Genomic DNA, 26,053 nt, shown 5'->3' on the forward strand with positions numbered 1-26,053 from the left:
GGCGGAATTTGAAAACATCACCTGCAACGCCGGCATGCAAAGCACGGAGCAGCGACCGCGACTGTTCCAGATGATCCGTCCGTGATAAAGTGCTCTTCGTAGAAGGCCCGCGTGACAGGCAGGCGAAGCGGCCCTTCAAGCGATACCGCAAGCGACATCCGTACGTCAGCCTAATCGCATCTACCTTTATCGACCCTGTTTCGATTCTGCATGCGCCTCGGGGCGCCTTATGCGGCCTGCGCGGCATGTTCTCACGGCAGCAGAAATATACCGCAGGAGGACACGGCATAAACGCAAGGGGCCGCGGCAAACATCAAGAGACTGCACACATCAGACGAGGAGGATTCGACATGCTTCGAGGAATTCTGACGCTGACATTGTCTCTCTGCCTTGGCGCAGCCGCTGCGCCACCTGCGCTGGCCCAAGCGGCGGCGCCCGTTACCGAACAGGAGGCGCACGCCATCGCGGTGGACGCCTATGTGTATTTTTACTCCATCATGTCGATGGACATATCCCGCAAGCAATTCACCAACGGCACCACCGATTTCAGGGGCCCGATGAACACCTTCGTCAACGTGGCGGAATACCCGCCGGCGGATTTCAAGGGTGTCGTACGCTCCAACTTCGACACGCTGTATTCCGTCTCCTGGCTCGACATGACCAAGGAGCCTGTCGTCATCTCGGCGCCCGATACTGATGGACGCTACTATTTGCTGCCGATGCTCGACATGTGGACCGATGTTTTTGCGTCGCCGGGCTGGCGAACCACCGGCACCAAGGCCGGGACATTCCTGGTGGCGCCGGCGGGCTGGCGGCCGGATCTGCGCGACAGGTTCGCCGAGGAGTTCAAGCTTCCAAAGGACACCCAACGCATCGACGCGCCAACGCCTTACGTCTGGCTGATCGGCCGGACCAAGACCGACGGACCGCCGGACTATGACGCCGTCCGCAAAATCCAGGCCGGCTACAAGGTCGCGCTGCTTTCCGAGTATGGCAAAACGCCAAAGCCGGTCGAATTCAAACCGGACCCCAGCGTCGACATGAAGACGCCGCCGAAGACGCAGGTCGATACGATGTCGGCCGGCGTGTATTTCGCCAATGCAGCCGAGTTGCTCAAGCTGCATCCGCCGCACATAACCGACGAACCGATCATCGCGCAGATGAAGAAAATCGGCATCGAACCTGGCAAGAGCTTTGACGTCGGCAAGCTCGATCCTGCCCTGCAACGGGCGCTGGAAACCGCGCCGCAGGACGCGCAGAAACTGATGGCCTGGAAACTGCCGACACTGGCGCGGGTTGCCAACGGCTGGTCGATGAACACCGACACGGTGGGCGTCTACGGCAATTACTACTTGAAGCGAGCCATTCTCGCGCAGCAAGGTCTTGGCGCGAATGTGGTCGAGGATGCGATCTATCCGCTCAATCTCGCCGACGAATCCGGCAAGCCGCTGGACGGCGCCAACAAATACACCATCACCTTCGAGAAGGGCGCCACGCCGCCCGTCAATGCGTTCTGGTCGATCACGCTCTACGACCAGGACGGATTCCAGGTCGGCAACCCGCTGAATCGCTTTGCGGTGAGCAGCTGGATGCCGTTCAAAACCAATGCGGATGGCTCGCTCGACCTTTACTTCCAGAACGCGAGCCCGGGCAAGGAGCTCGAAGCCAACTGGCTTCCCGCACCGAAGGCGCCGTTCAATCTGACGATGCGGCTGTACGCGCCGAAGTCGGAGGCGCTGACCGGAAAATGGAATCCGCCGCCGGTCGTGAAGACGCAGACAACGGTGGGGATATCAGCTCAGTGAAAGCTGACGGAACGCCGGCGCTTCGGCGCCGGCGTTCGACCGCGTACGGCTAAAGATACGCCGTATAGGAACTGATCCACCCCAGGATCGACGCCAGAAGGCCGATCACGCCCGCCTTCTCGGAAAATGCAGTGGCGCTGCCGGACATCCCCAGACGCAGCGACTCCCGGCTCATCCCGTCAGGTATCGCGATCTCCGCCGGAAACACCGTCGCCCCGCCGAACGTATTGGTGCGCGCCAGCGTTCCCGACACGGCGATCTGCCCCTGGCCGATGCCCTTCGGAATGGCGGTAATCTTCGCGTGATAGATCCGTCCCGGGACGTTGTCGAAAACGATATCGACAGCGGTGCCTTCCTTGATGGTCTGAAAGCCGTTCTGAGAAAACATTCCAACCAGCGTGATCTCCTTCTCGACGATGAACGACATCGCCGAGCGCGCCTGCAGCGCACGATCGCCGACAGTCAATGCAACGACGGTGACATAGCCGTCGGCCGGCGCACGAATGCTCGTCTGCGACAATTCCCAGTTGGCGTTGTCGAGTTGCGCCTGTAGCTGCGCGACTGATGTGTTGACGCCGCCGATCTCGGAATCCATCGCGAGCTTGGCGCTCTGCTGTGCGGCCTTGGCCGCGCCGAGCTGTGCCGACACGGTTTCATACTGGACCTGCTTGTCCTGCGCCTGAAACTGCGAGTTGGCATCGTCAGCGGCGAGCGTCTGAATATCGTCGAGCCGCTTCTTGTTGTAGGCGACCTGCGTGGTGAGCCCGCTGACATTCGCCGTTGCCTGCTCGTAATTCGATTTCAGGATTTCAGTCTGCTGCTTTGCAGCAGCGAGCGACGCCTGCAACTGCGTGACCTTGTACTGGAACGGAGCCGGGTCGATTTGAAACAGCACATCGTTGGCCTTCACCGGCACGTTCGGCCTGACCGGGATCGCCACAATTTGCCCGGTCACATTCGGCGTCACCTCAACCACGCGGCCGGTGACCGTCACCCGCCCCGACGGCGTGAGATAATTGAAAAGCGCGAGAAATGTTGCGAGAATGAATATTCCAACAGCGATCGAAATCGCTCCGGACACCCAGCCCCAACGCACCAGTTTGAATTTCGAGAACAAGGCCCACAGCGCGACGAGGTAAAGGCACAAAATAATGACCATGGCTGGCCCTCATTGTTGGTTTGTGCGCGCGGAGGTAGCTGAAGACGCCTCAACCGTTAGCTACATTGCTCCTGCTTTTCCAGCACGTTGTTTCGACCCTGCAAACGCCTGAGGCGTTTCGTGTAGTCACGCTGCGCGTTCTCCGGGATACGCGATCTCTTGCGTACGCAGTCTCTCTCGCTCCGGAGCTAGATTTGCTTTGGAAGATTTCGGAAGTGAAGTTTCCGAAGTTGCATGCGGTGCTGGGAGAAGATGTCGGCTCACGAAACTATGGAAGCGTGGCTGACACTTCGGCTCACTCGGGATTGCGGCACCTCCTCCCTCATTCGGGTGTGGCTCCACCGCACCGCAGTATGGCACAAAGCGCATAGTCGGCAACGCGATCGATCAAAGACCTCGCGAAATGTTGCGAGAACAAACGTGCCGACGACAGCGCGACGATCGCAACAGCAGCGCGTTGCGCGCGACGGAATTGAAGACGCTACGAGCAACGTGAGTGTCCGAAGCGCGCCGTAGCGAACACGGCTGGTCGCAATTATTTTTTGCTGCTAGTATTTTCACTGAGGAGTTGAAGACGCCTTTCAACCGTTAGCGCGACAACACCCGTTATTTCCAAATCCATGTTTCGATTCTGCGCACGCCGTGAGGCGTTTTATGCAGCCACGTCGCACGTTCTCTCCCCTCTGCGCGCATCACGCCCGAGCGAAAATGCTCATTCGTTCCGGCGATCCCATAGAAGGAATGAATGTCATGCGTATCGCCAAATTGAATCCTATCTTCGGAATGTTCGCCGTGGCCGCGATCCTTTGCGGCGCCGGAGCAGCAATTGCCCAGACCGCGGCAGTCCCACCATCCATGAAATCAATCGGCACACCTGCTGCCGCTGCCAAACCGGAGATCGTGCCCTCGCTGTTCGTGCTCAATTCGCGTGGCGCGACGTTGCAGGGCGACACGCTCACTTTGACCGGCGTGACACCCAGCTCGATCATATTTGCCGACCGTCCGGTACGGTCCGCAGGCCACCAGCCCACCGCCGACGTGATTGCGGAATGGGGATCGGGCGACGACAGCTTCGCCAAGAACCCGCCGAACGCGACCTTGTCCGTCTTCGGCAAGGACGGTGTGGTGAAGGACGCCGTCGTGGTGCTGAAAAATCCGAAGCTCGAAGGCGACAAACTGACGTTCAACGTCCAGACCCTCGAGGGAGATATCGCCGGCGCGGATGGCGGCGCCGCGCTCTTCATCGATATCATCGGCCGGCCGTTCACACCGATGTCGTTTGCCGGCGTTGCGCGACGCAGCGCGTTCCGCGGCGCCATGTATGCCGGCGCGGTTGGCGCGGCTGCGTACGGTGCGGCTGCGTATGCCGCGCCTTATGGCTACGCGCCGCCTCCGCCATACCCGTACGGCCGCCCGGCTTGCGGCTATTATCCCTATCCGCCCTGCTATTGAGAAAGAATGAAACGAGGAAGCGCGCGCTTGCTCGGGAGCACAGTCCCGTCGACGGAGCTTTCGAGCAGCTGGCAACCAGGAAGACACGTTGAACGGAGCCACGCGAACGCAGACATCCTGAAATCAATGGGAGCGACGAAATGAAACGGTCTACCCAGTTCCTGGCTGCAACGCTTTTTTGCGCGATACCCGCACTGCCCCATATGGCCACCGCCCAGACGGTTACGGCACCTGCTCAGGGGGTCGCTACACCGGACAGAATTGAAACCCGAATCGGGACGCTAGAATTCAAGGACGGTGCCCCCAGCGCTGCCACCGCCGAGAAGGTTCTCGACAGCCTGGACTTCGTGCGCGGCGTCGATGCCTTTACGAACACCTACCAGGGTGGATCGGCGTACGCGATCCGGAAGGGTTTCCAGAGCATCGGGGCCGAAGACAATACGGTGATCATCTTCTCCGAATTGATGGACTGGAAGTCGGTCTTCCTCACCGCCAATGTCGACACCATCTATACCGTGGCGACCATCGACCTGACCAAGGGACCGATGGTGGCGGACGTGCCGCCCAAGGCGCTCGGCACCATCAATGATATGTGGTTCGGATGGATCATTGACGTTGGCAACCCCGGCCCCGACCGCGGCCAGGGCGGCAAGTATCTGCTCGTGCCGCCGGACTATGACGGCCCACTTCCCGATAACGGTTTCTTTGTCGGCCGGTCGAAAACCAACCATGTGCTCTACGCCGTTCGCGCCAACCTGGAGAACAACGATCCAAAGCCGGTCGTCGCGTTGATCAAGGAAAGGCTGAAAATCTACCCGTACACGCCGGGGGGATACGGCACCAGCATCGCCACGGCACTCGAGGGCAAGGTCCGGCTTGAGAAGGAGCCGCCGATACCGCCGACGAAATTCATCGAAGGCAGCGGCAAGGCATTCAACACCGTTCCTCCGAGCGACTTCTCGTATTTCGAGATGATCAACGAGCTGGTGCAGTTGGAACCAGCTAGCGCCACCAGTCCAGAGTTGCTGGGCCAACTCGCGGCGATCGGCATCGTGAAGGGCAAGCCTTTCAATCCGGACGCCCGGATGAAGAAGATTCTCACGGACGCAGCCGCCGTGGGCAGTGCCGCCGGTCGGGTGCTCAACTGGCGTGCCACCGAAATTCCTGGCTGGTCCGTCTACCCGAATTCCATGTGGGCCAACATGCTGTGGGAGGGTGGTTTCAATTTCGAGACACCGCCGCCGATGATCACCAAAGAGGGCTATTTCAAGCCGCTCCCGGCCACCGGTGCACGAACCCTCAACTCCCGCATGGCGTTCTACTATGGTTACACCATGGACACGCCGGCCATGATCATGCGGCTGCCCGGCATCGGCTCGCAGTACCTGATGGGCTTCGTGGACAGCGACAAGAATCCCTATGATGGTGCCAAGACATACAAGGCGACGCTGCCGAAAGACATTCCGGCGGCCGCATTCTGGTCGTTCACGCTTTATGACAACCAGACCCGCTCATTGCTCGCAACACCGCAACGTTATCCGCGTGCGGGAAGCCAGTCCTACCCGACACCCGCCGCCGTTGCGGATGCGGATGGCTCGACGACGGTCTATTTCGGGCCGACCAAGCCGGCCGACGTCAAGGACGGCAACTGGATCCAGACCGATCCGAAAAAAGGCTGGTTCATGCTCCTTCGCCTCTACAGCCCGCTCGAACCGTTCTTCAACAAGACCTGGCGGCCGGGGGAAGTCGCATTGGTGAAGTGAGTCTGAGCCGATCAGCGTCCGGCCGCCGTCACCAACATAGAGGGGATGGTGGCCGTAGGAGAACTCCTCACGCGTTTGAGAAATATTCCTTGGGAAGCGCAGTATGAGCACGGTTCAGTTCGATAACGACGCCGTGGACACCAAAGCGGAAGCTCATCCGGGGATGGTCCTGATTCCCGGCGGCACGTTCCGTATGGGTTCGGACAAGCATTATCCCGAAGAGGCGCCGGTCCATCGCGTCACCGTCGATTCCTTCTTTATCGACCGCACGCCGGTCACGAACCGGCAATTCAAGGAATTCGTCAAGGCAACCGGTCACATTACGTTCGCTCAAATCCCTCCCGATCCGAACGACTATCCCGGCGCGCTGCCGCACATGCTCTACGCAGGCTCGCTGGTGTTCACGCCTCCTTCGCGTCCGGTCGATCTGCGCAACTGGGGAGAATGGTGGACCTTTCTGAAGGGCGCCGACTGGCGGCACCCCTATGGACCGAAGAGCAGCATCAACAATCTCGATCATCATCCGGTGGTTCACGTCTCGTTCGCGGATGCGCTGGCCTATGCGCGCTGGGCCGGCAAGGACTTGCCGACCGAGGCGGAATGGGAGTTCGCCGCGCGTGGCGGGCTCGACGGCGCCGAATATGCCTGGGGTGACGAGTTCACGCCCGCCGGCAAGCATCAGGCCAATACCTGGCAGGGCGATTTTCCGCGGCAAAATCTGAACGACGACGGTTACGAACGAACTTCGCCGGTCACCGCCTTCGCGCCGAACGGCTACGGCGTTCACGACATGATCGGCAATGTCTGGGAGTGGACCTCAGACTGGTACACGCAGAAGCACGAGGCCGATGCGCCGAAAGCCTGCTGCATTCCCACGAATCCGCGCGGCGGCGCCGAAGCCGCGAGCTACGACCCCCGTCAGCCCAGCATCAAAATACCCCGCAAGGTAATCAAGGGCGGTTCGCATCTCTGCGCGCCGAACTACTGCCGTCGTTACCGCCCCGCCGCGCGCCACGCCGAGGCGGTCGATACATCAACAAGCCACGTTGGATTCCGCTGCATCAAACGGGAGGGAGAACGCCATGATCGATGAAAAAAACAGTCTCCGGCGGAAGCAAAGATGGCTGATGGCCACCGGTCTTGCGGGTTTGCTCGTCACGTTACCTGGTCTTCTTGCGGTGCCGGTGACCGCCCAACAAATCACGGGCACGCCGGGTACGCCAAGCGCCACGATGACACTTGATGGCAAGCAGATTCCGCCCGAGCCTCCGAAGTTCGGCGGTGAGATCAAGGAGACCGCCAAGGATTCCAAGCCTTACTGGCCGCCGTCCGTGGTGCCGCCGAAGGGCGCGCCCAACGTTCTTCTGATCATGACCGACGACCAGGGTTACGGCGTATCTGGCACCTTCGGCGGTGTCATCCCGACCCCGAACATGGACCGCATTGCCAAGTCGGGACTGCGCTACACCCAATTCAACTCGACAGCGCTATGCTCGCCGACGCGGGCGGCGCTGATCACCGGCCGCAACCATCATTCGGTTGGCTTCGGTGTGATCGGTGAATTGTCCACCGGCTATCCCGGTTATGACTCCATCATCGGGCCCGAGAGCGCCACGGTCGGAACGATTCTCCGGGATAACGGCTTTGCCACCTCGTGGTTCGGCAAGAACCACAACACCCCGACCTATCTGTACAGTGCGGCCGGCCCGTTCGACCAATGGCCGATCGGCATGGGATTTCAATATTTTTACGGGTTCATGGGCGGCGAGACCGACCAGTGGACGCCTTATCTGTTCAAGAACACGACCCAGGTTTTTCCCTGGATCGGCAAGACCGGCTACAATCTCACCACCGATATGGCTGATGAAGCCATTAACTACATGAACAGCCTGAACGCGGCCGCTCCTGACAAGCCGTTCTTCGTTTATTACGTGCCCGGCGGTACCCACTCCCCTCATCAGCCGAAGAAGGAATGGATCGAAAAGTTCAAGGGCAAGTTCGACATGGGCTGGGAGAAGCTGCGCGAGCAGATCTTCGCCAACCAGAAACGGCTAGGCGTGATCCCGGCGAACACCGAGCTCACCCCGTGGCCGAACAGCCTGCCGAAATGGGACTCGCTTTCATTCGTGCAAAAGAAGCTCTACGCGCGGGAAGCAGAGGTTTATGCCGGCTACGCGGCCTATACCGACTATGAGATTGGCCGCGTTATCCAGCAGGTCCAGGACATGGGCAAGCTCGACAACACGCTGATCATCTACATCAGCGGCGACAATGGTACCAGCGCCGAGGGCACGCTTGAGGGCACGCCGAACCAGATGACCGCCTACAACGGCGTTCTGAAGCTCCCTGAAGCCGAGTTGATGCTGCATTACGAGAATTGGGGCTCTGACAAGACCTACCCGCATATGTCGGTGGCGTGGTCATGGGCGTTCGATACGCCGTTCAAATGGACCAAGCAGGTGGCATCGCACTTCGGCGGCACAAGGCAAGGAATGGTCATGTCGTGGCCGGACCGCATCAAGGATGCCGGCGGCATCCGCACCCAGTTCCACCACATCATCGATATCGTGCCGACCATCCTCGAGGCCACCGGCATCCAGGCGCCGGCTACGGTCAATGGCATCGCGCAAAAGCCGATCGAAGGCGTGAGCATGGCCTATACCTTCGACAAGGCCAATGCCAATGCGCCGTCGACGCGCAAGACTCAGTATTTCGAGATGTTCGCCAACCGCGGCATCTACAGCGATGGCTGGTACGCCTGCACGACGCCGCCCGAAGCGCCCTGGCTTATGGGCACGGCGAAGATGCCTGACATCAACGAATACAAGTGGGAACTCTACAACATCACCGAAGACTTCTCGCAGAACAACGATCTCGCGGCCAAAAATCCTGACAAGTTAAAGGAGTTGCAAGCGCTCTTCCTGAGCGAGGCGGCGAAATACCAGGTCTTGCCGCTCGACAACTCCGTCCTGCCGCGTCTCGTCACGCCGCGGCCGAGCGCGACCGCCGGAAAAACTGTTTTCACCTACACGGGAGCAAACCCCGGCATTCCCGCCGAGAATGCGCCCAGCATCATGAACAAGGACTACAAGATCACCGCCGAGATAACGGTCCCGCCGGGCGGAGCTGAGGGAATGATCGTCACGCTCGGCGGCCGGTTCAGCGGCTATGGCCTCTATCTCCTCAAGGGCAAGCCGGTATTCGTCTACAACATGCTGGATCTGAAACGGTACCGCTGGGAAGCCGGCGTCGGCGCAAAGGACTGGCTGGGCTCTGCGCTCAAGCCGGGCAAGCACACCATCGTGTTTGATTTCAAATATGATGGGCCCGGCCCGGCCAAGGGCGGCACCGGGGTGCTCTCGGTGGATGGCAAGGAGTATGCCCGTCGGTCGATCCCCCACTCGATTGGATTCCTGATGGCCATCGACGAGTCCTTCGACATCGGCGTCGATAGCCGCACCGGGGTGGATGACAGCTACAAGCTGCCGTTCCAGTTCACCGGGAAGATTGACAAGCTGACTTTCAATCTCGGACCGACGCAAATGACGAGCAGCGAACAGAAGTCGATGCGGCACGCGCTTGAACGAGCGAGGGACTAACGCAACAGAAAAGGCACGCCACGAATCGTAAGCATTCGAAAACAAGGGAGTTGACACATGATTGATTACACCAATGCGGTCCCGCCGGCAGCTCACGATGGTGAGCGGCCATCGCCGGGGAACTGGCTGGCAAGATCGCGCGCCGCTCTGATTGGAGCGACGGCACTGATGTCGGCCGCCATGTTCAATCCTGCCCACGCCCAAACGCCGCAGCAGCGGCCCAACATCGTCGTCATCATGGGCGACGACATTGGCATCTGGAACATCGGCGCCTACCACCGCGGCATGATGGCAGGCCGCACGCCGAACCTCGACAAGATCGCCGCCGAGGGCATGCTGTTCACTGACTACTACGCCGAGGCGAGCTGCACGGCGGGACGCGCCAACTTCATCACCGGCCAGCTGCCAATCCGCACCGGCATGACCACCGTCGGTCAGGCCGGCTCGCCGATTGGATTGCCTGCGGAGGCGCCAACCATCGCCACCGCGCTCAAATCAATGGGTTATGCCACCGGGCAATTCGGCAAGAACCACTTGGGCGACTTGAACCAGTTCCTGCCGACGGTGAACGGCTTCGACCAGTTCTTCGGCTATCTCTATCACCTCGACGCGATGGAAGATCCTTGCCATCCGAACTATCCGCAGAACTTGCGGGCGCAGGTCGGTCCGCGCAACATGGTGCGCGCGGTGGCGACTAACATTGACGACGCCACCGTCGATCCGCGCTGGGGCAAGGTTGGCAAGCAGAAGATCGAGGATGCCGGCGAACTGTGCCCGAAGCGCATGGAGACCGTGGACGACGAAATCCGCGACGAGGCGCTCAAGTTCCTCGACAAGGCCAAGGCGGACAACAAGCCATTCTTCCTGTGGCTGAACCCGACGCGCATGCACATCGTCACTCACCTGTCGGACAAGTATCAGAAGCTGCGCGACTCGACAAACGGGTGGTCCATCCATGAAGCCGGCATGGCGCAGATGGATGACGACATCGGCATCGTGATGAAGAAGCTCACGGACATGGGTGTTGATAACAACACCATCGTGGTCTTCACCACAGACAACGGCACCGAGGTCTTCACATGGCCGGACGGCGGGCAGACACCATTCGCGGGGACCAAGGGCACAGTCATGGAGGGCGGCTTCCGCGCGCCGGCCATGATCCGCTGGCCGGGCCGGGTGCCCGCGGGCAAGGTCGAGAACGGCATCATCTCCGGGCTCGACTGGCTCCCGACGTTCGTTGCGGCGGCAGGCAATCCCAACATTGTCGAGGAGCTTAAAAAAGGAAAGCAACTCGGCGACCGCACATACAAGGTGCATCTGGACGGCTACAACCAGATGGACATGATCACCGGCAAAGGGCCGTCGAATCGCCAGGAGATTTTCTACTTCGGGGAGAGCGAGCTCGGCGCCGTGCGCTTCGGCGATTACAAGTATCGTTTCATCGACCAGCCCGAAGGCTGGTTCGGTGCCAAGACCCATGCGGACGTGCCCTATCTGACCAACCTTCGCCTCGATCCGTTCGAGCGTACGGGCTGGTCCGAGAGTGGGGTGAAACGCGGCTCGCTGGAGTACTTCCAGTGGTTCAAGTTTGAATTCTGGCGCTTCGTGTTCGTCCAGGAGCAGGTGGCGAAGCTCGCCATGACAGCGGTCGAGTTCCCGCCGATGCAGAAGGGCGCGAGCTTCAACCTCGATGCGGTCAAAGCGAAGATCGAGGCCGCGAGAGCCGCGATGGGCAAGTAAGGATTTGATTGTCATGGCGGACGGCCTGCGTATGGGCCGCCCGCTAAACTCTCCTGATCGTTGCGTTCTTTACCGTGAAAGGAACCAACTATGTCAATGCCGCAAGTTTCCTACGGCGTCAGCCGCCGCATCCTGCTCTTGGCCTTGGCTTTGCTCGCGGCGCTGATCGGACCGCTGCCTCCCATATCCGCGCTGGCGCAAACTCCCGCGACCGATCCGCTGCCGTCATGGAATGATACGGGGACCAAAAGGTCCATCGTCACGTTCGTCGAGCGCGTGACGAAGCAAGGCTCGCCAGACCTCGTGCCGCCTGCCGAGAGAATTGCCACCTTCGACAATGACGGCACGCTGTGGGCGGAGCAGCCGATCTATTTCCAGCTTGCCTTCGCACTCGACCGCGTCAAGGCGCTCGCCCCGCTGCATCCGGAGTGGAAGGACAAGGAGCCGTTTGCCTCGCTGCTCAAGGGCGACCTTAAAGGCGCGCTCGCCGGCGGCGAGGCTGCTATTTTCGAAATCCTCACCGTCACGCATTCCGGAATGACCACGGATGAATTCGAGAAGATCGTGAGCGACTGGATCACTACGGCGAAGCATCCAGTCACCAAGCGGCTCTACACCGAGATGGTCTATCAGCCGATGCTGGAGTTGCTCGCCTATCTGCGCGGCAACGGCTTCAAGACGTTCATCGTCTCCGGCGGCGGCATCGACTTCATGCGCGTCTTTGCCGACAGGGTCTATGGCGTTCCGCCCGAGCAAGTGGTGGGCAGCAGCGGCAAGCTGAGCTTCGAGCTACGCGACGGCAAACCGGTCCTCGTAAAACTGCCGGAGCTTAATTTCAACGACGACAAGACTGGCAAGCCCATCGGCATCCAGATGCATATCGGCCGGCAACCGATCGCGGCATTCGGCAATTCCGACGGCGACCTGCAAATGCTCGAATGGGCCAAGGGAGGCGGCGGCGTCCGCTTCGCCCTCCTCGTGCACCATACTGACGCCGAGCGGGAATGGGCCTACGACCGCAATTCTTCCATTGGCCGCCTCGACAAGGCGCTCGACGCTGCCCAGGCGATGGGCTGGACCGTTGTCGACATGAAGAACGACTGGAAGAAGATATTTCCGTTTGGCAGCAAATGAACATCATGGACGCGGGTGATTTTCGCAATGCCCGTTGAGGTGAATAGCGCGCGATTGTCTCGTGGCTTTGACGCCACAGTCGCGACGGATTTTCGATTTGGACCTTGTTTCAGAGCCATGGCTTACGACGAGACATTCAATCTATGTCAATCTCGGATTGATCACTGTGATCTCAAGCCATTGGGAGCAAGCGGATGACGCACAACATTCCCAGGCGAAATTCCAAGCGTCGGCGCACGTGCCGCGGCATCGGCGCGGCGCTGCTGATGTTCGTATCCATGTCGGAAGCCGCCTATGCCGACGAGAACGGCATTTCGTTCTGGCTTCCCGGACAGTTTGGCAGCCTCGCGGCGGCCCCGGCGGTGCCGGGCTGGTCCGCAGCCGTGATCTATTATCATACCACCGTGGGTGCGTCGGGCGCCGTAGCGGCCTCAAGACAGATTCAGATTGGCAGAATTCCGGCGAACATTGCCGTCAGCCTGAATGCAAATTTGAACGCACAGGCAGACCTCGCGTTTATCAACTCTACCTACACATTCGCGACCCCCGTGCTCGGTGGTCAACTGGCCATTGGCATGACCGGGCTGTTTGGGCGGTCGAGCGCCAACATTGACGGGACGCTGACAGGGCCGCTGGGGATAACCCGCACGGGGTTCATCGGAGATTCGATCACTTCCGTTGGCGACCTGTACCCGATGGCAACGCTGAAGTGGAACGCGGGCGTACACAATTTCATGACCTATGTGACGGGCGACATTCCTGTCGGCGCTTACGATCCCACCCGCATCGCCAATCTCGGCATCGGCCATGCCGCGATCGACGGCGGCGGCGGCTACACCTATTTCAATCCGGCGGCCGGGCACGAATTTTCTGCGGTTGCGGGCTTTACCTACAATTTCAAGAATCACGACACGAATTATCAGAACGGCATCGATTTTCACGTCGACTGGGGGATGTCGAAATTCCTCTCCAAGCAGGTTTTCGTCGGCCTCGTCGGATACGGATATCAACAGATCACCGACGACTTTGGTCAACATCCCCAGCTCGGCGGATTCCGCTCCCGGGTCTTCGGCATTGGTCCGCAGATCGGATTCCTGTTTCCGGTCGGCGATTTACAGGGATACGTCAACCTGAAAGGCTATGGCGAGTTCGAGGCGCAGAACCGGCCATCGGGATGGAATGCCTGGCTGACGTTCTCGATCTCGCCGACGGCGCCCACCAGCACGGTGACGCCGACGCGCCGGACCATCACGAAGTGACGGATCAACGCGCCCACTGACCCATCTGGAGGCATGTCTGCAGGCTGACGTAACTTGGCGTGCCGCCAATGCTCTCTTGCGACGTGCAGCTCACCCGGCTTGGCGCAGGGAATTTCGACCACTGGCTTCCGAGTTGTTGCCGCGCTTTCTTTTCGTCATTGATGCAGCTCTTGAGCGACTGCTCGTCGGAGAGGCCGGCCGTGGCCGCAACGTCGAGCTTGCAGCTTCGCGCGATATCGAACTTCGGCACTCCGTCAGCGACGGGCATAACCAGTTGCGAACCCAACACGATCATAGAGACGGACATAGGCATTTCCGGCCTCCTGCTACCATGGCTCGCTTGCATCGTAGCGCAAGCCGGCCGGACCGCTAGTCTTATTTAGCGGCGGCAGACATCCCTTCCCTTCTCGCACAAGGGGAGAGGGGGAAGGAGAACGGCCTTCATGCCGCAAAACCATCTCAAGACAATCGAGTCCCCGCATTGGAGGCATGACGCACGGCGCTGGATCAGCGCCGGCGTTATGTGATTGACTTTCCCCTGTCCGAGATCAGGCCAACATGATCCGGCCAGCACAGGGAAACATCCGATGACAGCCAACCCAGACATGACCATCCGCGACATCAGGGTGACGATGCTGCGCCTGCCCTGGGCCGACGATCCCTGGCTCAAGGGGCATGCGCTGGGCCCGACGCGCGATATTCTGATCTGCGAGGTCGAGACCGCAGGCGGCGTCACCGGCATGGGCTATCTTTTCGTGTTCCGCCCGGGCATGAAGTCGATCGCCGCCTGTCTCGACGAGTGCATCATCCCGCGCGTGAAGGGCAAGGATGCCACCGCGATCGAGGCGATCTGGCGCGATCTGTGGACCGCGACGATGACCTATGGCCGCGGCGGCATCGCCGCGATGGCGATGTCGGCGATCGACATCGCGCTGTGGGATGCGGTGGGCAAGCGCGCCGGCCTGCCGCTGCACCGGCTGTGGGGCCATTATCGCTCGGAAATCCCGATCTACGGCTCGGGCTGCTTCCGCGGCGCCGGCGGCGACGGCATGATCGAGAAGGCGCTGCATTTCGTGAAGCAGGGCTACAAGGCGATCAAGATGCAGGTCGCGCATGTTCACACGCCTGCGCAGGACCTCGACAATGTACGCCGCATGCGCGAGGCGCTCGGGCCTGACATCGACATCATGATCGACGTCAATATGGGCTGGAGCGCCGATGTGGCTATCGAGATGGGACGCAAGTTCGAAAAGTACGATATCTACTGGCTTGAGGAGCCGGTGCCGGCCGACGATTTTGCCGGCTACCAGCGTATCGCCGCAGCACTCGACATGCGTGTGGTCGGCGGCGAGACCCATTTCACGCGCTACGATCTGCGGCCGTTCTTTATCAATCCCTGCCTGCCGATCCTGCAGCCCGACCCGATGCGTGGCGGCATGACGGACCTTCGCAAAATTTCCGCACTGGCGGACACGTTTGGCATCACCATCGCGCCGCATCTGTTTCCCGAACTCAACGTGCACCTCTTGGCCTCGATCCCGAACGGCATCTGGTGCGAGAACATGGGGCTGATCGACGACCTCTGGGTCGATCCGCCTGACATTGCCAACGGCATGATCACGGCGCCGGAGCGGCCCGGACACGGGCTCCGGTTCAAGGACGAGGTGCTGAAGTTCAGGATTTAGCTGCTACGTCATTGCGAGCGAAGCGAAGCAATCCATAGCGCCGCCGGGAAAGGCATGGATTGCTTCGTCGCTTACGCTCCTCGCAATGACGCAAAAAACCACTACGCCGCGTTGGCGCTTTCCTGACGGCTGGCTTCGAACAGGAACCAGGTGCGGCGCTCGGTCTCGTCGACGAACAATTCGAGCAACTGCGCGGTGCCGGTGTCTTCGTGGTCGTCGGCAAGCTTGTGGGCTTTGCGCAGGGCGGCCGCCATGTGCTTGTTGTCTTCCATCAGTTCGCGCAGCATTTCGCGCGGCGGGACGTAAGCCTCGTTGTTGTCCTGAATGGTCTGCAGCTTTGCGATCTGCCCGATCGAGCGCAGCGTGACGCCGCCAAGCTTGCGCACCCGCTCGGCGAGTTGGTCGGTGGTACCGAAGATCGCCTCCGCCTGCTCGTCCAGCATTAGATGGTAGTCGCGAAAATGCCGGCCGGAGACGTGCCAGTGGAAATTCTTGGTCTTCATGTAGAGCGCGAAGGCGTCAGCCAGCAGCACGTTGAGCGACGCCGAAATCTTGTCCACCGCGGCCTGCGGCAGATCGGTCGGCGTATCGAGATCGGGGGACACTTTTTCGGATTTGTTGGCTTTGCTCACGTTGAACCTTCCTGTTAGGAAACCGGACAGCGGTGGCCATTGGACATTGGCCGCCGAACACCCTAACGCATCACTTTCCCGGCGGTTCCTTGCCGGAAACCCCTGTTTTGCCGGACGCAGCCCCGATGGACGAATGGATCGACTATTACGATTCCACGCATACGATCTATGCAAGCAAGCTGCACCGGGACCTGCATTTCCAGATCATCGCGCGCGACATCATCGGCTACATCTCATCGCCTGACGCGGTCGTGCTGGACTATGCCTGCGGCGAGGCGCTGTCGGCGGCCAAGGTGGCGGACGCCTGCGCAAAACTCTATCTCGCCGAACCCGCCCCCGGCGTGCGCGGACGGCTGATCGCGCGGTTTGCGCCGAACACCAAAATTCGCGTCCGTTCGCTCGATGAGCTCCGGAGTATGGAAGAGAAGTCGATCGATCTCGTCGTCATGAACTCGGTGGCGCAATACATGACGCAGCAAGAGCTGGATTCCGCATTCTCAATCATTCGCCGGCTGTTGAAGCCGAGCGGGCGGCTGGTGCTGGGCGATGTCCTGCGGCCCGAGGTCGGCATGGCCAGAGACGTACTGGCGCTGTTGAAATTCGCAAGCGCCCACGGCTTCCTGACGGACGCGCTCTACGGCCTCGCCTCTACCGCGCTGTCGGACTACCGGCAATTGCGCACCCGCGTCGGCCTGCAACGCTACAGCGAAAGCGAGATGATCGAAAAACTCGGCCGCGCCGGCTTCGCCGCTTCGCGGGCGCCCGACAATATCGGCCACAATCCCTGGCGGATGACCTTCGTGGCGCGGCCCCCCGTGGCCAGGTGACGCGTTTTTTAACGCCCCTTTTTCGCGGCCGCCCGGCCGTTAGGGTTAATGAAAGGTAAACATGGCTCACCGGCCCGTGATCGGTAATGATCGCCTTGGCCCGGTGGCGGAAGCGACAACGCGAGAACGGTGCATCGTTCTTTATCCTGGTTCAAATCCAGGCCGGGCCTCCAGCCTTCGCTGCTAACGCAGCTTCGGCTCGGCAAGCCCTTTCGTAGCGAAGGCTGCCGCGACGTAGCCCGAAGGGCGAAGTCGGGCCTCGGCCACCCACTCGCATCTCGTCGGGCTGGCAGCCCAAAATAGCCAATTTGCCGGTTGATGGCCCGTTTTTGGGGGTTTCGCGGGTGCGGAATCTGGTCTAAAGACCACCCGCGCGCGAGGGTAACCCGCGCTCTTGGCTTAGGGGACGCGCAGCATGCGCGCCCTTTTTTTGTGCCCAAAATCCAGTCCGCGAGACCTGATGCCCAAAAGAACCGACATCTCCACCATCCTGATCATCGGCGCCGGCCCCATCGTGATCGGCCAGGCCTGCGAATTCGACTATTCAGGCACCCAGGCGGTGAAGGCGCTGAAGGAAGAGGGCTACCGCGTCGTGCTGGTCAATTCCAATCCGGCCACCATTATGACCGATCCGGAACTGGCCGATGCCACCTATATCGAGCCAATCACGCCGGAAATCGTCGGCAAGATCATCGAAAAGGAACGCCACGTCATTCCCGGCGGCTTTGCGCTGCTGCCGACCATGGGCGGCCAGACCGCGCTGAACTGCGCGCTGTCGCTCCGCCGTCAGGGCACACTCGACAAATTCGACGTCGAAATGATCGGCGCCACGGCCGACGCCATCGACAAGGCCGAGGACCGCCAGCTGTTCCGCGAGGCCATGACCAAGATCGGGCTGGAGACGCCAAAATCGCGGCTCGCCAACGCCTCGGCGCTGAAGAAGTCGTTTCGCGACAAGTACCTTGCGGAGCGGGAGAAAGCGTCCGGCGCAGCACTTGAAGAACTGGAACGGCAGTGGACCCTCGGCGAGAACGACCGCCGCAAGCGCTATCAGGAGCACGCGTTCGGCGAGGCGCTGATGGCGCTGTCCGAAATCGGTTTGCCTGCGATTATCCGGCCCTCCTTCACCATGGGCGGCACCGGCGGCGGCATCGCCTACAACAAGGAGGAGTTCCTCGACATCATCGAGCGCGGGCTCGACGCCTCTCCGACCAACGAGGTGCTGATCGAGGAAAGCGTGCTCGGCTGGAAAGAGTACGAGATGGAGGTGGTGCGCGATAAAAAGGACAATTGCATCATCATCTGCTCGATCGAGAACCTCGATCCGATGGGCGTGCATACCGGCGATTCCATCACCATCGCGCCGGCGCTGACGCTGACCGACAAGGAATACCAGATCATGCGCGACGCCTCGCTGGCGGTGCTGCGCGAGATCGGGGTCGAGACCGGCGGCTCCAACGTGCAGTTCGGCATCAACCCGGCCGACGGCCGCATGGTCGTGATCGAGATGAACCCACGCGTGTCGCGCTCTTCTGCCCTTGCTTCGAAGGCCACCGGCTTTCCGATTGCAAAGGTCGCGGCCAAGCTCGCGGTCGGCTACACGCTGGACGAGATCGCCAACGACATCACCGGCGGCGCCACGCCGGCCTCGTTCGAGCCGACCATCGACTACGTCGTCGTCAAGATACCGCGCTTTGCGTTCGAGAAATTCCCCGGCGCCTCCCACACGTTGACCACGTCGATGAAATCGGTCGGCGAAGTGATGGCGATCGGCCGCACCTTCCAGGAGAGCCTGCAGAAGGCGCTGCGCGGGCTCGAGACCGGGCTCACCGGCCTCGATGAAATCGAGATCGAGGACCTCGGCCGCGGCGACGACAAGAACGCGGTCCGCGCCGCCTTGGGCACGCCGACACCGAACCGCATCCTGCAGGTAGCCCAGGCGATGCGGCTCGGCTGGTCCAACGAAGAGATCTTCAATTCCTGCAAGATCGATCCCTGGTTCCTCGCCGAGATGCGCGGCATCGTCGACATGGAAGCCAAGATCAAGGCGAACGGCCTGCCCGGCAACGCGTTCGGCATGCGGACGCTGAAAGCGATGGGCTTTTCCGACGCACGGCTCGCCGTGCTTGCAGAAGCCACCGAGGCCGAGGTGACCGCCAAGCGTCACGCGCTCGGGGTTCGTCCGGTGTTCAAGCGCATCGACACCTGTGCGGCGGAGTTCGCCTCGCCGACCGCGTACATGTACTCAACCTATGAATCGCCTTTTGCCGGAAATCTTGCCGACGAGAGCGCGCCGTCCGACAAGAAGAAGGTCATCATCCTCGGCGGCGGGCCGAACCGGATCGGCCAGGGCATCGAGTTCGACTATTGCTGCTGCCACGCCTGCTTTGCGCTGCATGACGCCGGCTACGAGACCATCATGGTCAACTGCAATCCGGAAACCGTGTCGACCGACTACGACACCGCTGATAGACTCTACTTCGAGCCGCTCACCGCCGAGGACGTGCTGGAAATCATCGCCACCGAACGGACCAACGGCACGCTGCACGGCGTGATCGTGCAGTTCGGCGGCCAGACCCCGCTGAAACTGGCGCGCGCGCTGGAAGCCGCCGACGTGCCGATCCTCGGCACCTCGCCCGACGCCATCGACCTTGCCGAAGACCGCGACCGCTTCAAGCGCGTGCTCGACAAGCTGCGGCTGAAGCAGCCCAAGAACGGCATCGCCTATTCGGTCGAGCAGGCGCGGCTGGTGGCGGCCGATCTCGGCCTGCCGCTGGTGGTGCGTCCGTCCTATGTGCTGGGCGGCCGCGCGATGCAGATCATCCGCGAGGAAGAGCAGCTCAACAATTATCTGCTCGGCACGCTGCCCGAGCTGGTGCCGGCCGACGTCAAGGCGCGCTATCCCAACGACAAGACCGGGCAGATCAACACCGTGCTCGGCAAGAACCCGCTATTGTTCGACCGCTATCTTTCCGACGCCACCGAGATCGACGTCGACTGCCTGTGCGACGGCAAGGACACGTTCGTCGTCGGCATCATGGAGCATATCGAGGAAGCCGGCATTCACTCCGGCGATTCCGCCTGTTCGCTGCCGCCGCATTCGCTGGATGGTGCGATGATCACCGAGCTCGAACGGCAGACCCGCGAACTCGCGCTCGGCCTCGACGTGGTCGGCCTGATGAACGTGCAATACGCCATCAAGGACGGCGACATCTACGTGCTCGAGGTCAACCCGCGGGCGTCGCGCACCGTGCCGTTCGTCGCCAAGGTGGTCGGCACACCGGTGGCGAAGATCGCGGCCAGGATCATGGCCGGCGAGAAGCTTGCGGACTTCAATCTGAAGAAGCGCAAGCTCGGCCATGTCGGCGTCAAGGAATCGGTATTCCCGTTCGCGCGCTTCCCCGGCGTCGATACCGTGCTCGGTCCGGAGATGCGCTCGACCGGCGAGGTGATGGGCATCGACCGTTCGTTCGAGGTCGCCTTCGCCAAGAGCCAGCTCGGCGGCGGCACCCGCGTGCCACGCAAGGGCACCGTGTTCGTCTCGGTGCGCGAGAGCGACAAGACCCGCATCGCGGACGCCGTGCGGCTGCTGCATTCGCTCGGCTTCAGGGTGATGGCCACATCGGGCACCCAGCGCTTCCTCACCGATTCCGGCATACCCACCGAAAAAGTGAACAAGGTGCTGGAGGGCCGGCCGCATATCGTCGACGCCATCACCAATGGCGACATCCAGCTCGTCTTCAACACCACCGAGGGGCCGCAGGCGCTGGCCGACAGCCGTTCGTTGCGACGGGCTGCCCTCTTGCATAAAGTGCCATATTACACCACTCTTTCGGGTGCTGTGGCGGCCGCACAGGGCATCCGCGCCTATCTGGGCGGAGACCTTGAGGTCCGCACGCTGCAGAGTTACTTTTCCGAAAACTGATCGTTCGCCGGGCCAAATTGCCCGCTAAACGATTGGCAACAAGGCCGTATGGCTGGAACCCACCGCTCGTTTGGTAGTTGTATCGGCCCTTGACGGGGCCGAAAATTAATAGGCTGGCGGGCTCGCGTTTCGGGCCCGAATGGCCCCGAATCGAAATCGAAAGACTGCTTCGTGCGCGCAACTTCTAGGAGCGGCTCGCACGGGCGAAGGACGGAAGAGATGATGGAAAAGGTTCCGATGACCGCCGGCGGCTATGCCGCCCTCGAGGTCGAGTTGAAGAAGCGCCAGTCGGAGGACCGGCCGCGCATCATCGAGCACATCGCCGAGGCGCGCTCGCATGGCGACCTTTCGGAAAACGCGGAATATCACGCCGCCAAGGAAGAGCAGTCGCATAATGAAGGCCGCATCGCCGAGATCGAAGACAAGCTCGCGCGCGCCGACATCATCGATATTTCAAAGCTCTCCGGCGACACCATCATGTTCGGCGCCACCGTCACGCTGGTCGACGAGGACACCGAGAAGAAAGCGGTGTGGCAGATCGTCGGTGAGCCGGAGGCCGATGCCAAGAAGGGCCGCATCTCCATCACCTCGCCGCTGGCCCGCGCGTTGATCGGCAAGAAGAAGGGCACGACCGTCGAGGTCATGGCGCCCGGCGGCGCCAAGGCCTACGAGATCACCAAGGTCGAGTGGCGCTAGGCTGGAGCCAGGTTTGCCCCGGCGGGCACTGCCCGCCGGCCCGGGACCGGAACGTGCCTTCGCCGCACTTTGGGATTTCGCCGCACTGGGAAACCCAAAATTGGGGAAAGCCGCACTTGGGGAAGACGGCATGCAACGAACTCATATTGTCGTTGCGCTTGCAGCTCTCACGCTGATGCTTTTCATTGGCGGTTGTCACACTGCCGCGGCAGCCGAGCTTTCGATCCCGCCGCGCATCGCTCCCAAGGAAAACCCCAAGCAAATCTCGATCCGGAGCGGTCCGCCGAACTGCAGCCGCTGGACCGATAACTGCGTCAACTGCACGCGCGGCGCCAAGGATGAGCCCGCGACCTGCTCCAACATCGGCTTTGCCTGTCAGCCCAAAGCCATCCGCTGCCTCGGCGCGCAGTGATTCCAGTGCTTGCTTCCCGCTTGGGTTGGACGGCCTCGCGGTTCGCGACGCACGCCTCGCCGTCCCCCCACCATGAGGGTCTCAGACCTCAGGTCGCTGAACCGGATCACGCTCTAGCGGCAGAGTGCCGCAGCGAAGTCACCTGCAAGTAACCTCGCGCGAGCCGGGGCAAACACGCAGCGCGCCGCATAATTCCTTTTCTGCTCGCCAAAACGTCATCGAATTCCGGCCGCCGCGCGCTTTTCCCCCAGGCCGCGACGCGATACCAAGTGGAACTCGATCCAACTTGGGGGACTCTCATGACAGAAGCACTCGCGGCGTGGACGCCGCGCGTATTGAGCCTATTGCGCATCATCACTGGCCTTTTGATCATCCAGCACGGCATGGGCAAGATCATCGGCTTCCCGGTCTATCCGATGTACGCCAATGTGCAGCCGTTCTCGCTGGTCGGCGCCGCCGGCTTCATTGAGCTGATCGGCGGTGCGCTGCTGATCATCGGCCTGTGCACACGCCCGGTCGCCTTCATTCTTTCCGGCATGATGGCCTTCGCCTATTTCATCGGCCACTTCCCGAAGGGCTTTCATCCCTTGATCAACGGCGGCACGCTGGCGGCCCTGTACTGCTTCACCTGCCTCTATCTGTCGACCGCGGGCGCAGGTCCGTGGAGCGTCGACGCAGCAACCAAGCGGGCTTGAGGGAGCGGACAATGGACAAGTTCAACAAGATGCTCGCAAGCGGCGAGCCGATGGTTCTCAGCGTCTTCCGTTTCATCATCGGATTGCTGCTGTTTCAGTATGGCGTCGCCAAGCTGTTCAAATATCCGCCGGTGCCCATGTTCGCCAAGGTCGAGCTGATGTCGCTGTACGGCGCGGCCGGTTCGCTCGAACTGGTCCTCGGCGGCCTTCTGATGATCGGTCTTCTGACCCGGCCCGTGGCCTTCATACTGTCAGGTGAAATGGCGTTCGCCTATTTCATGGGACACTATCCCAAGGGCTTCATCCCGCTGATCAATGGCGGCAACGCCTCGATCCTGTTCTGCTTCGCCTGCCTCTATCTGTTCTTTGCCGGCGGCGGACCGTTCAGCGTGGATGCGATGATGGGAAAGAAGCGGTAGGGAGCGACGCTACATTTACTAACACTGTCATTCCGGGGCGCGTCGAAGACGCGAACCCGGAATCTCGAGATCCCGGGTTCGCTTCGCGCCCTCAGATGCGCAATCGCGCATCGGGGGATGACGGGATAACGCGTCGCGTTATCCCGTCACCTTCAAATCGAGCGGCACCGCCGCCTCGTATTTCGAATTGTGCAGCACCAGCGACGTCCTGACATTGCGCACATGGGGCGCCGACGTCAGATGGGTGACGAAATCCTGAAACGTCGCCATGTCGGGCGCCACGCATTTCAGGATGAAATCCACCTCCCCCGACAGCATCCAGCATTCGCGCACCAGGGGCTCGGCGCGGACAAATTCCTCGAATGCGCGCAAGTCCGCTTCGGCCTGGCTCGACAGGTGCACGGAGGCAAACACGGTGACGTCGAAGCCGAGCCGGCGCGGATCCAGCATGCCGCGGTAGCCCTGGATGTAGCCCTCTTCCTCCAGCGTCCTGACCCGGCGCAGGCAAGGCGGTGGCGAGATGCCGACCCGTTTGGCCAGTTCGACGTTGGTGATTCGGCCATCGGCCTGGATTTCGGAAAGAATTCTAAGGTCGATCTCGTCGAGATTCTTCGACACGCGGTCCGGTTCCTTTGGGTTCCCTAGGTTCTTTGGGGCTGGCTGGGCTTAGGAAGGTGTTTACCGGCAACACTCTTAGCGCAGCTGCCATCGATTGCGCAATTTTATTGCGCGTGCACTGCGCCATTTTGCGTGAATCGGGAGAAAATACCGCAGTTCCGGGGAAAATTCGCTTATTTGAATTGCAAATCTTGCATGGCTACCCAGATATCATAGACTTGGATTTGACACTTTTAGCGCCGCGCGACGCATTTCCCGGCGCTTCCCGCACAAGTCCTCATCAAAATCCTCCAAAGAGAGGGAATCTGCCGATGCCCGCGCCTATCCATGCCAAGGTCGTCATTATCGGTTCCGGCCCTGCCGGGTACACCGCAGCGATCTACGCCGCGCGGGCGATGCTTGAGCCGGTGCTGATCCAGGGCATCCAGCCCGGCGGCCAGCTCACCATCACAACCGACGTGGAAAACTATCCGGGCTTTGCGGATGTCATCCAGGGTCCGTGGCTGATGGAGCAGATGGAAAAACAGGCGGCCCATGTCGGCACCAAGCTCGTCACCGATCTCGTCACCAAACTCGACACCACGCAGCGGCCGTTCCGCCTGACCTGCGACAGTGGCGACGTTTATCTCGCCGAAACCGTGATCCTCGCCACCGGCGCGCAGGCGCGCTGGCTCGGCATGCCGTCGGAAGAGAAGTTCAAGGGCTTTGGCGTTTCGGCCTGCGCGACCTGCGACGGCTTCTTCTATCGCGGCAAAGAAGTCATGGTGGTCGGCGGCGGCAACACCGCGGTCGAGGAAGCGCTGTTCCTCACCAACTTCGCCTCGCAAGTCACCATCGTGCACCGCCGCGATCATTTCCGCGCCGAGCGTATCCTGCAGGATCGCCTGTTCAAGAACCCGAAGATCAAGGTGGTCTGGGACAGTGCAATCGACGAAATCTGCGGCACCGACAATCCGGGCAAGGTCACCCATGTGCGCCTGAAGAACGTCAAGAGCGGCGCGCTGACGGAGGTGCCCGCTGACGGCGTCTTCATCGCCATCGGCCACGCGCCGGCAACCGAACTCGTCGCCGGCCAGGTCAAACTGAAACCGTCCGGCTATGTCGAGGTGGCGCCGAACTCGACGGCGACGTCGGTGCCCGGCCTGTTCGCCGCCGGCGACGTCGCGGACGAAACCTGGCGGCAGGCGGTCACGGCCGCGGGCCTTGGCTGTATGGCGGCCCTCGAGGCCGAGCGCTTTCTCGCTGTGCGTGCGAGTGATCGGGCGGCGGCAGAATGATTACGCGTCGAACACGGGACGGATTCACGGACATGGATTGGGACAAGCTGAAGGTGTTTCACGCGGCGGCGGAAGCGGGCAGCTTCACCCATGCCGGCGAGCAACTCGGGCTTTCGCAATCGGCGGTATCGCGGCAAGTCTCGGCGCTGGAGCAGGAGCTTGCGGTATCGCTGTTCCATCGCCATGCGCGCGGGCTGATCCTCACCGAACAGGGCGACCTCTTGTTCCGCACCGCGCATGACGTGTTCATGCAGCTGCAGGCGGCGCGCGCCAAGCTCACCGACAGCCGCGAGCGGCCGTCAGGCGACCTCAAGATCACCACGCCGCCGGCGCTCGGCATCAACTGGCTGATTCCGCGGCTGGACGAGTTCACCAGCCTCTATCCGGATATCCGCATCTCGCTGATCGTGACCGACGAGGATCTCGATCTGTCGATGCGCGAGGCCGACGTCGCGATCCGGACCCGCAAGCCGACCCAGCCGGACCTGATCCAGCGCAAGCTGTTCTCGATCGGATTCCACGCCTATTGCTCACCGGAATACATCAAGCGCTTCGGCACGCCGCGCACGCTCGACGACCTCGACTCGCATCGCATCATCATGCTCGGCGATTCCCAGGTGCCGCCGCATCTGCAGAACCGCAGCTGGCTGATCGACGCCGGCCGCAACGGCTCGGGTCCGCGCGAGGCTTATTTCAAGGTCAACAACATCCTTGGTCTTGTCAGGGCCTGTCAGCAGGGGCTCGGCATCGCCGCCCTGCCCGACTACCTCGTCGAGGAGAACAACCGTCTGGTGCAGCTGTTCGGCGAGACCGACTCGATCCAGATCGACACCTATTTCGTCTATCCCGAAGAGTTGAAGACGGTGGCGCGGGTGCAGGTGTTCCGCGATTTCGTGGTGAGCAAGGCGCAGCGCTGGCCCTCCTAGCATTTCGATTGTGACTGGAATTTCGGTTCT

At 61.3% G+C, this 26,053-nt stretch carries 21 protein-coding genes; 17 read left to right on the forward strand and 4 right to left on the reverse strand.

The features are described 5' to 3' along the window. Window positions 1–350: 350 nt before the first annotated feature. Window positions 351–1,805 (forward strand): DUF1254 domain-containing protein, encoded by a 1,455-nt coding sequence (locus JQ629_RS25680; protein ID WP_212414995.1) that lies wholly within the window; start codon window positions 351–353, stop codon window positions 1,803–1,805. Window positions 1,806–1,854: 49 nt separating this feature from the next. Here JQ629_RS25680 and JQ629_RS25685 read toward each other — a convergent pair whose 3' ends face one another. Further along, complete coding sequence (locus JQ629_RS25685) at window positions 1,855–2,964, reverse strand: HlyD family secretion protein (protein ID WP_212414996.1); 1,110 nt, start codon at window positions 2,962–2,964, stop codon at window positions 1,855–1,857. A 750-nt stretch (window positions 2,965–3,714) separates the two neighbouring features. Here JQ629_RS25685 and JQ629_RS25690 point away from each other — a divergent pair. From JQ629_RS25690 to JQ629_RS25720, 7 genes are all read left to right on the forward strand, one after another. Further along, a complete protein-coding gene (locus tag JQ629_RS25690) occupies window positions 3,715–4,416 on the forward strand; it encodes a hypothetical protein (RefSeq protein ID WP_212414997.1) in 702 nt (233 codons plus the stop codon). Window positions 4,417–4,556: 140 nt separating this feature from the next. Then, window positions 4,557–6,179, forward strand: a complete 1,623-nt coding sequence (locus JQ629_RS25695; protein WP_502753310.1) for a DUF1254 domain-containing protein — start codon at window positions 4,557–4,559, stop codon at window positions 6,177–6,179. Between the two features lie 103 nt (window positions 6,180–6,282). Then, window positions 6,283–7,272, forward strand: a complete 990-nt coding sequence (locus JQ629_RS25700) for a formylglycine-generating enzyme family protein (RefSeq protein ID WP_249135271.1) — start codon at window positions 6,283–6,285, stop codon at window positions 7,270–7,272. Window positions 7,273–7,306: 34 nt separating this feature from the next. After that, window positions 7,307–9,778, forward strand: coding sequence for an arylsulfatase (locus JQ629_RS25705; RefSeq protein ID WP_212415026.1), 2,472 nt, complete (start codon window positions 7,307–7,309; stop codon window positions 9,776–9,778). Between the two features lie 168 nt (window positions 9,779–9,946). Beyond that, window positions 9,947–11,518: an arylsulfatase gene (locus JQ629_RS25710; protein ID WP_212415027.1), complete on the forward strand. Its 1,572-nt coding sequence runs from the start codon at window positions 9,947–9,949 to the stop codon at window positions 11,516–11,518. A gap of 90 nt (window positions 11,519–11,608) precedes the next feature. After that, on the forward strand, window positions 11,609–12,652 hold the full coding sequence (locus JQ629_RS25715; RefSeq protein ID WP_502753311.1) for an HAD family hydrolase: 1,044 nt from the start codon (window positions 11,609–11,611) through the stop codon (window positions 12,650–12,652). Between the two features lie 266 nt (window positions 12,653–12,918). Continuing rightward, entirely contained in the window at window positions 12,919–13,911 is a 993-nt protein-coding gene (locus JQ629_RS25720; protein ID WP_249135273.1) for a SphA family protein, read from the forward strand. Window positions 13,912–13,915: 4 nt separating this feature from the next. Here the strand turns inward: JQ629_RS25720 and JQ629_RS25725 are convergent, their stop codons facing one another. Then, window positions 13,916–14,218 (reverse strand): hypothetical protein, encoded by a 303-nt coding sequence (locus tag JQ629_RS25725; RefSeq protein WP_212414999.1) that lies wholly within the window; start codon window positions 14,216–14,218, stop codon window positions 13,916–13,918. Window positions 14,219–14,498: 280 nt separating this feature from the next. Between JQ629_RS25725 and JQ629_RS25730 the strand changes: the two genes are divergently transcribed. Beyond that, window positions 14,499–15,596, forward strand: coding sequence for a mandelate racemase/muconate lactonizing enzyme family protein (locus tag JQ629_RS25730; protein WP_212415000.1), 1,098 nt, complete (start codon window positions 14,499–14,501; stop codon window positions 15,594–15,596). A gap of 101 nt (window positions 15,597–15,697) precedes the next feature. Here JQ629_RS25730 and JQ629_RS25735 read toward each other — a convergent pair whose 3' ends face one another. Further along, a complete protein-coding gene (locus JQ629_RS25735) occupies window positions 15,698–16,228 on the reverse strand; it encodes a Dps family protein (protein WP_212415001.1) in 531 nt (176 codons plus the stop codon). 125 nt (window positions 16,229–16,353) lie between these two features. Between JQ629_RS25735 and JQ629_RS25740 the strand changes: the two genes are divergently transcribed. The 6 genes from JQ629_RS25740 to JQ629_RS25765 all read left to right on the forward strand — a co-directional run bounded on the left by JQ629_RS25740 (window position 16,354) and on the right by JQ629_RS25765 (window position 23,202). Continuing rightward, window positions 16,354–17,055, forward strand: a complete 702-nt coding sequence (locus JQ629_RS25740) for a class I SAM-dependent methyltransferase (protein ID WP_212415029.1) — start codon at window positions 16,354–16,356, stop codon at window positions 17,053–17,055. A gap of 460 nt (window positions 17,056–17,515) precedes the next feature. Further along, window positions 17,516–20,980, forward strand: coding sequence for a carbamoyl-phosphate synthase large subunit (gene carB / locus JQ629_RS25745; protein ID WP_212415002.1), 3,465 nt, complete (start codon window positions 17,516–17,518; stop codon window positions 20,978–20,980). Window positions 20,981–21,202: 222 nt separating this feature from the next. After that, on the forward strand, window positions 21,203–21,676 hold the full coding sequence (greA, locus tag JQ629_RS25750) for a transcription elongation factor GreA (protein ID WP_192736743.1): 474 nt from the start codon (window positions 21,203–21,205) through the stop codon (window positions 21,674–21,676). Between the two features lie 130 nt (window positions 21,677–21,806). Then, the gene (locus JQ629_RS25755; protein WP_212415003.1) at window positions 21,807–22,088 is read left to right on the forward strand and encodes a hypothetical protein; all 282 of its coding nucleotides are present in this window, start codon (window positions 21,807–21,809) and stop codon (window positions 22,086–22,088) included. A gap of 299 nt (window positions 22,089–22,387) precedes the next feature. After that, window positions 22,388–22,783, forward strand: coding sequence for a DoxX family protein (locus tag JQ629_RS25760; RefSeq protein WP_212265653.1), 396 nt, complete (start codon window positions 22,388–22,390; stop codon window positions 22,781–22,783). An 11-nt stretch (window positions 22,784–22,794) separates the two neighbouring features. Beyond that, entirely contained in the window at window positions 22,795–23,202 is a 408-nt protein-coding gene (locus JQ629_RS25765) for a DoxX family protein (protein WP_249133632.1), read from the forward strand. Window positions 23,203–23,340: 138 nt separating this feature from the next. Here the strand turns inward: JQ629_RS25765 and JQ629_RS25770 are convergent, their stop codons facing one another. Beyond that, window positions 23,341–23,820: an Lrp/AsnC family transcriptional regulator gene (locus JQ629_RS25770; protein ID WP_192736745.1), complete on the reverse strand. Its 480-nt coding sequence runs from the start codon at window positions 23,818–23,820 to the stop codon at window positions 23,341–23,343. 311 nt (window positions 23,821–24,131) lie between these two features. On the opposite strand from JQ629_RS25770, the gene trxB reads away from it, so the two are divergent. Together trxB and JQ629_RS25780 are read left to right on the forward strand one after the other, a co-directional pair. Beyond that, on the forward strand, window positions 24,132–25,097 hold the full coding sequence (trxB, locus tag JQ629_RS25775) for a thioredoxin-disulfide reductase (protein ID WP_212415004.1): 966 nt from the start codon (window positions 24,132–24,134) through the stop codon (window positions 25,095–25,097). 32 nt (window positions 25,098–25,129) lie between these two features. Continuing rightward, window positions 25,130–26,023, forward strand: a complete 894-nt coding sequence (locus JQ629_RS25780; RefSeq protein WP_212032642.1) for a LysR family transcriptional regulator — start codon at window positions 25,130–25,132, stop codon at window positions 26,021–26,023. The last annotated feature ends 30 nt before the right edge of the window (window positions 26,024–26,053 follow it).

The sequence above is a fragment of the Bradyrhizobium sp. AUGA SZCCT0222 genome (assembly GCF_018130205.1).
In the GTDB taxonomy this organism is placed as follows: Bacteria; Pseudomonadota; Alphaproteobacteria; order Rhizobiales; family Xanthobacteraceae; genus Bradyrhizobium.

Coding starts and splice junctions, on each gene's coding strand:
- JQ629_RS25685 (WP_212414996.1), bottom strand. CDS start 2,964: ATGGTCATTATTTTGTGCCTTTACCTCGTCGCGCTGTGGGCCTTGTTC.
- JQ629_RS25710 (WP_212415027.1), top strand. CDS start 9,947: ATGTCGGCCGCCATGTTCAATCCTGCCCACGCCCAAACGCCGCAGCAG.
- JQ629_RS25720 (WP_249135273.1), top strand. CDS start 12,919: ATGTTCGTATCCATGTCGGAAGCCGCCTATGCCGACGAGAACGGCATT.
- JQ629_RS25680 (WP_212414995.1), top strand. CDS start 351: ATGCTTCGAGGAATTCTGACGCTGACATTGTCTCTCTGCCTTGGCGCA.
- carB (WP_212415002.1), top strand. CDS start 17,516: ATGCCCAAAAGAACCGACATCTCCACCATCCTGATCATCGGCGCCGGC.
- trxB (WP_212415004.1), top strand. CDS start 24,132: ATGCCCGCGCCTATCCATGCCAAGGTCGTCATTATCGGTTCCGGCCCT.
- JQ629_RS25730 (WP_212415000.1), top strand. CDS start 14,499: ATGACAGCCAACCCAGACATGACCATCCGCGACATCAGGGTGACGATG.
- greA (WP_192736743.1), top strand. CDS start 21,203: ATGGAAAAGGTTCCGATGACCGCCGGCGGCTATGCCGCCCTCGAGGTC.
- JQ629_RS25740 (WP_212415029.1), top strand. CDS start 16,354: ATGGACGAATGGATCGACTATTACGATTCCACGCATACGATCTATGCA.
- JQ629_RS25725 (WP_212414999.1), bottom strand. CDS start 14,218: ATGTCCGTCTCTATGATCGTGTTGGGTTCGCAACTGGTTATGCCCGTC.
- JQ629_RS25715 (WP_502753311.1), top strand. CDS start 11,609: ATGTCAATGCCGCAAGTTTCCTACGGCGTCAGCCGCCGCATCCTGCTC.
- JQ629_RS25705 (WP_212415026.1), top strand. CDS start 7,307: ATGGCCACCGGTCTTGCGGGTTTGCTCGTCACGTTACCTGGTCTTCTT.
- JQ629_RS25690 (WP_212414997.1), top strand. CDS start 3,715: ATGCGTATCGCCAAATTGAATCCTATCTTCGGAATGTTCGCCGTGGCC.
- JQ629_RS25760 (WP_212265653.1), top strand. CDS start 22,388: ATGACAGAAGCACTCGCGGCGTGGACGCCGCGCGTATTGAGCCTATTG.
- JQ629_RS25780 (WP_212032642.1), top strand. CDS start 25,130: ATGGATTGGGACAAGCTGAAGGTGTTTCACGCGGCGGCGGAAGCGGGC.
- JQ629_RS25695 (WP_502753310.1), top strand. CDS start 4,557: ATGAAACGGTCTACCCAGTTCCTGGCTGCAACGCTTTTTTGCGCGATA.
- JQ629_RS25765 (WP_249133632.1), top strand. CDS start 22,795: ATGGACAAGTTCAACAAGATGCTCGCAAGCGGCGAGCCGATGGTTCTC.
- JQ629_RS25700 (WP_249135271.1), top strand. CDS start 6,283: ATGAGCACGGTTCAGTTCGATAACGACGCCGTGGACACCAAAGCGGAA.
- JQ629_RS25755 (WP_212415003.1), top strand. CDS start 21,807: ATGCAACGAACTCATATTGTCGTTGCGCTTGCAGCTCTCACGCTGATG.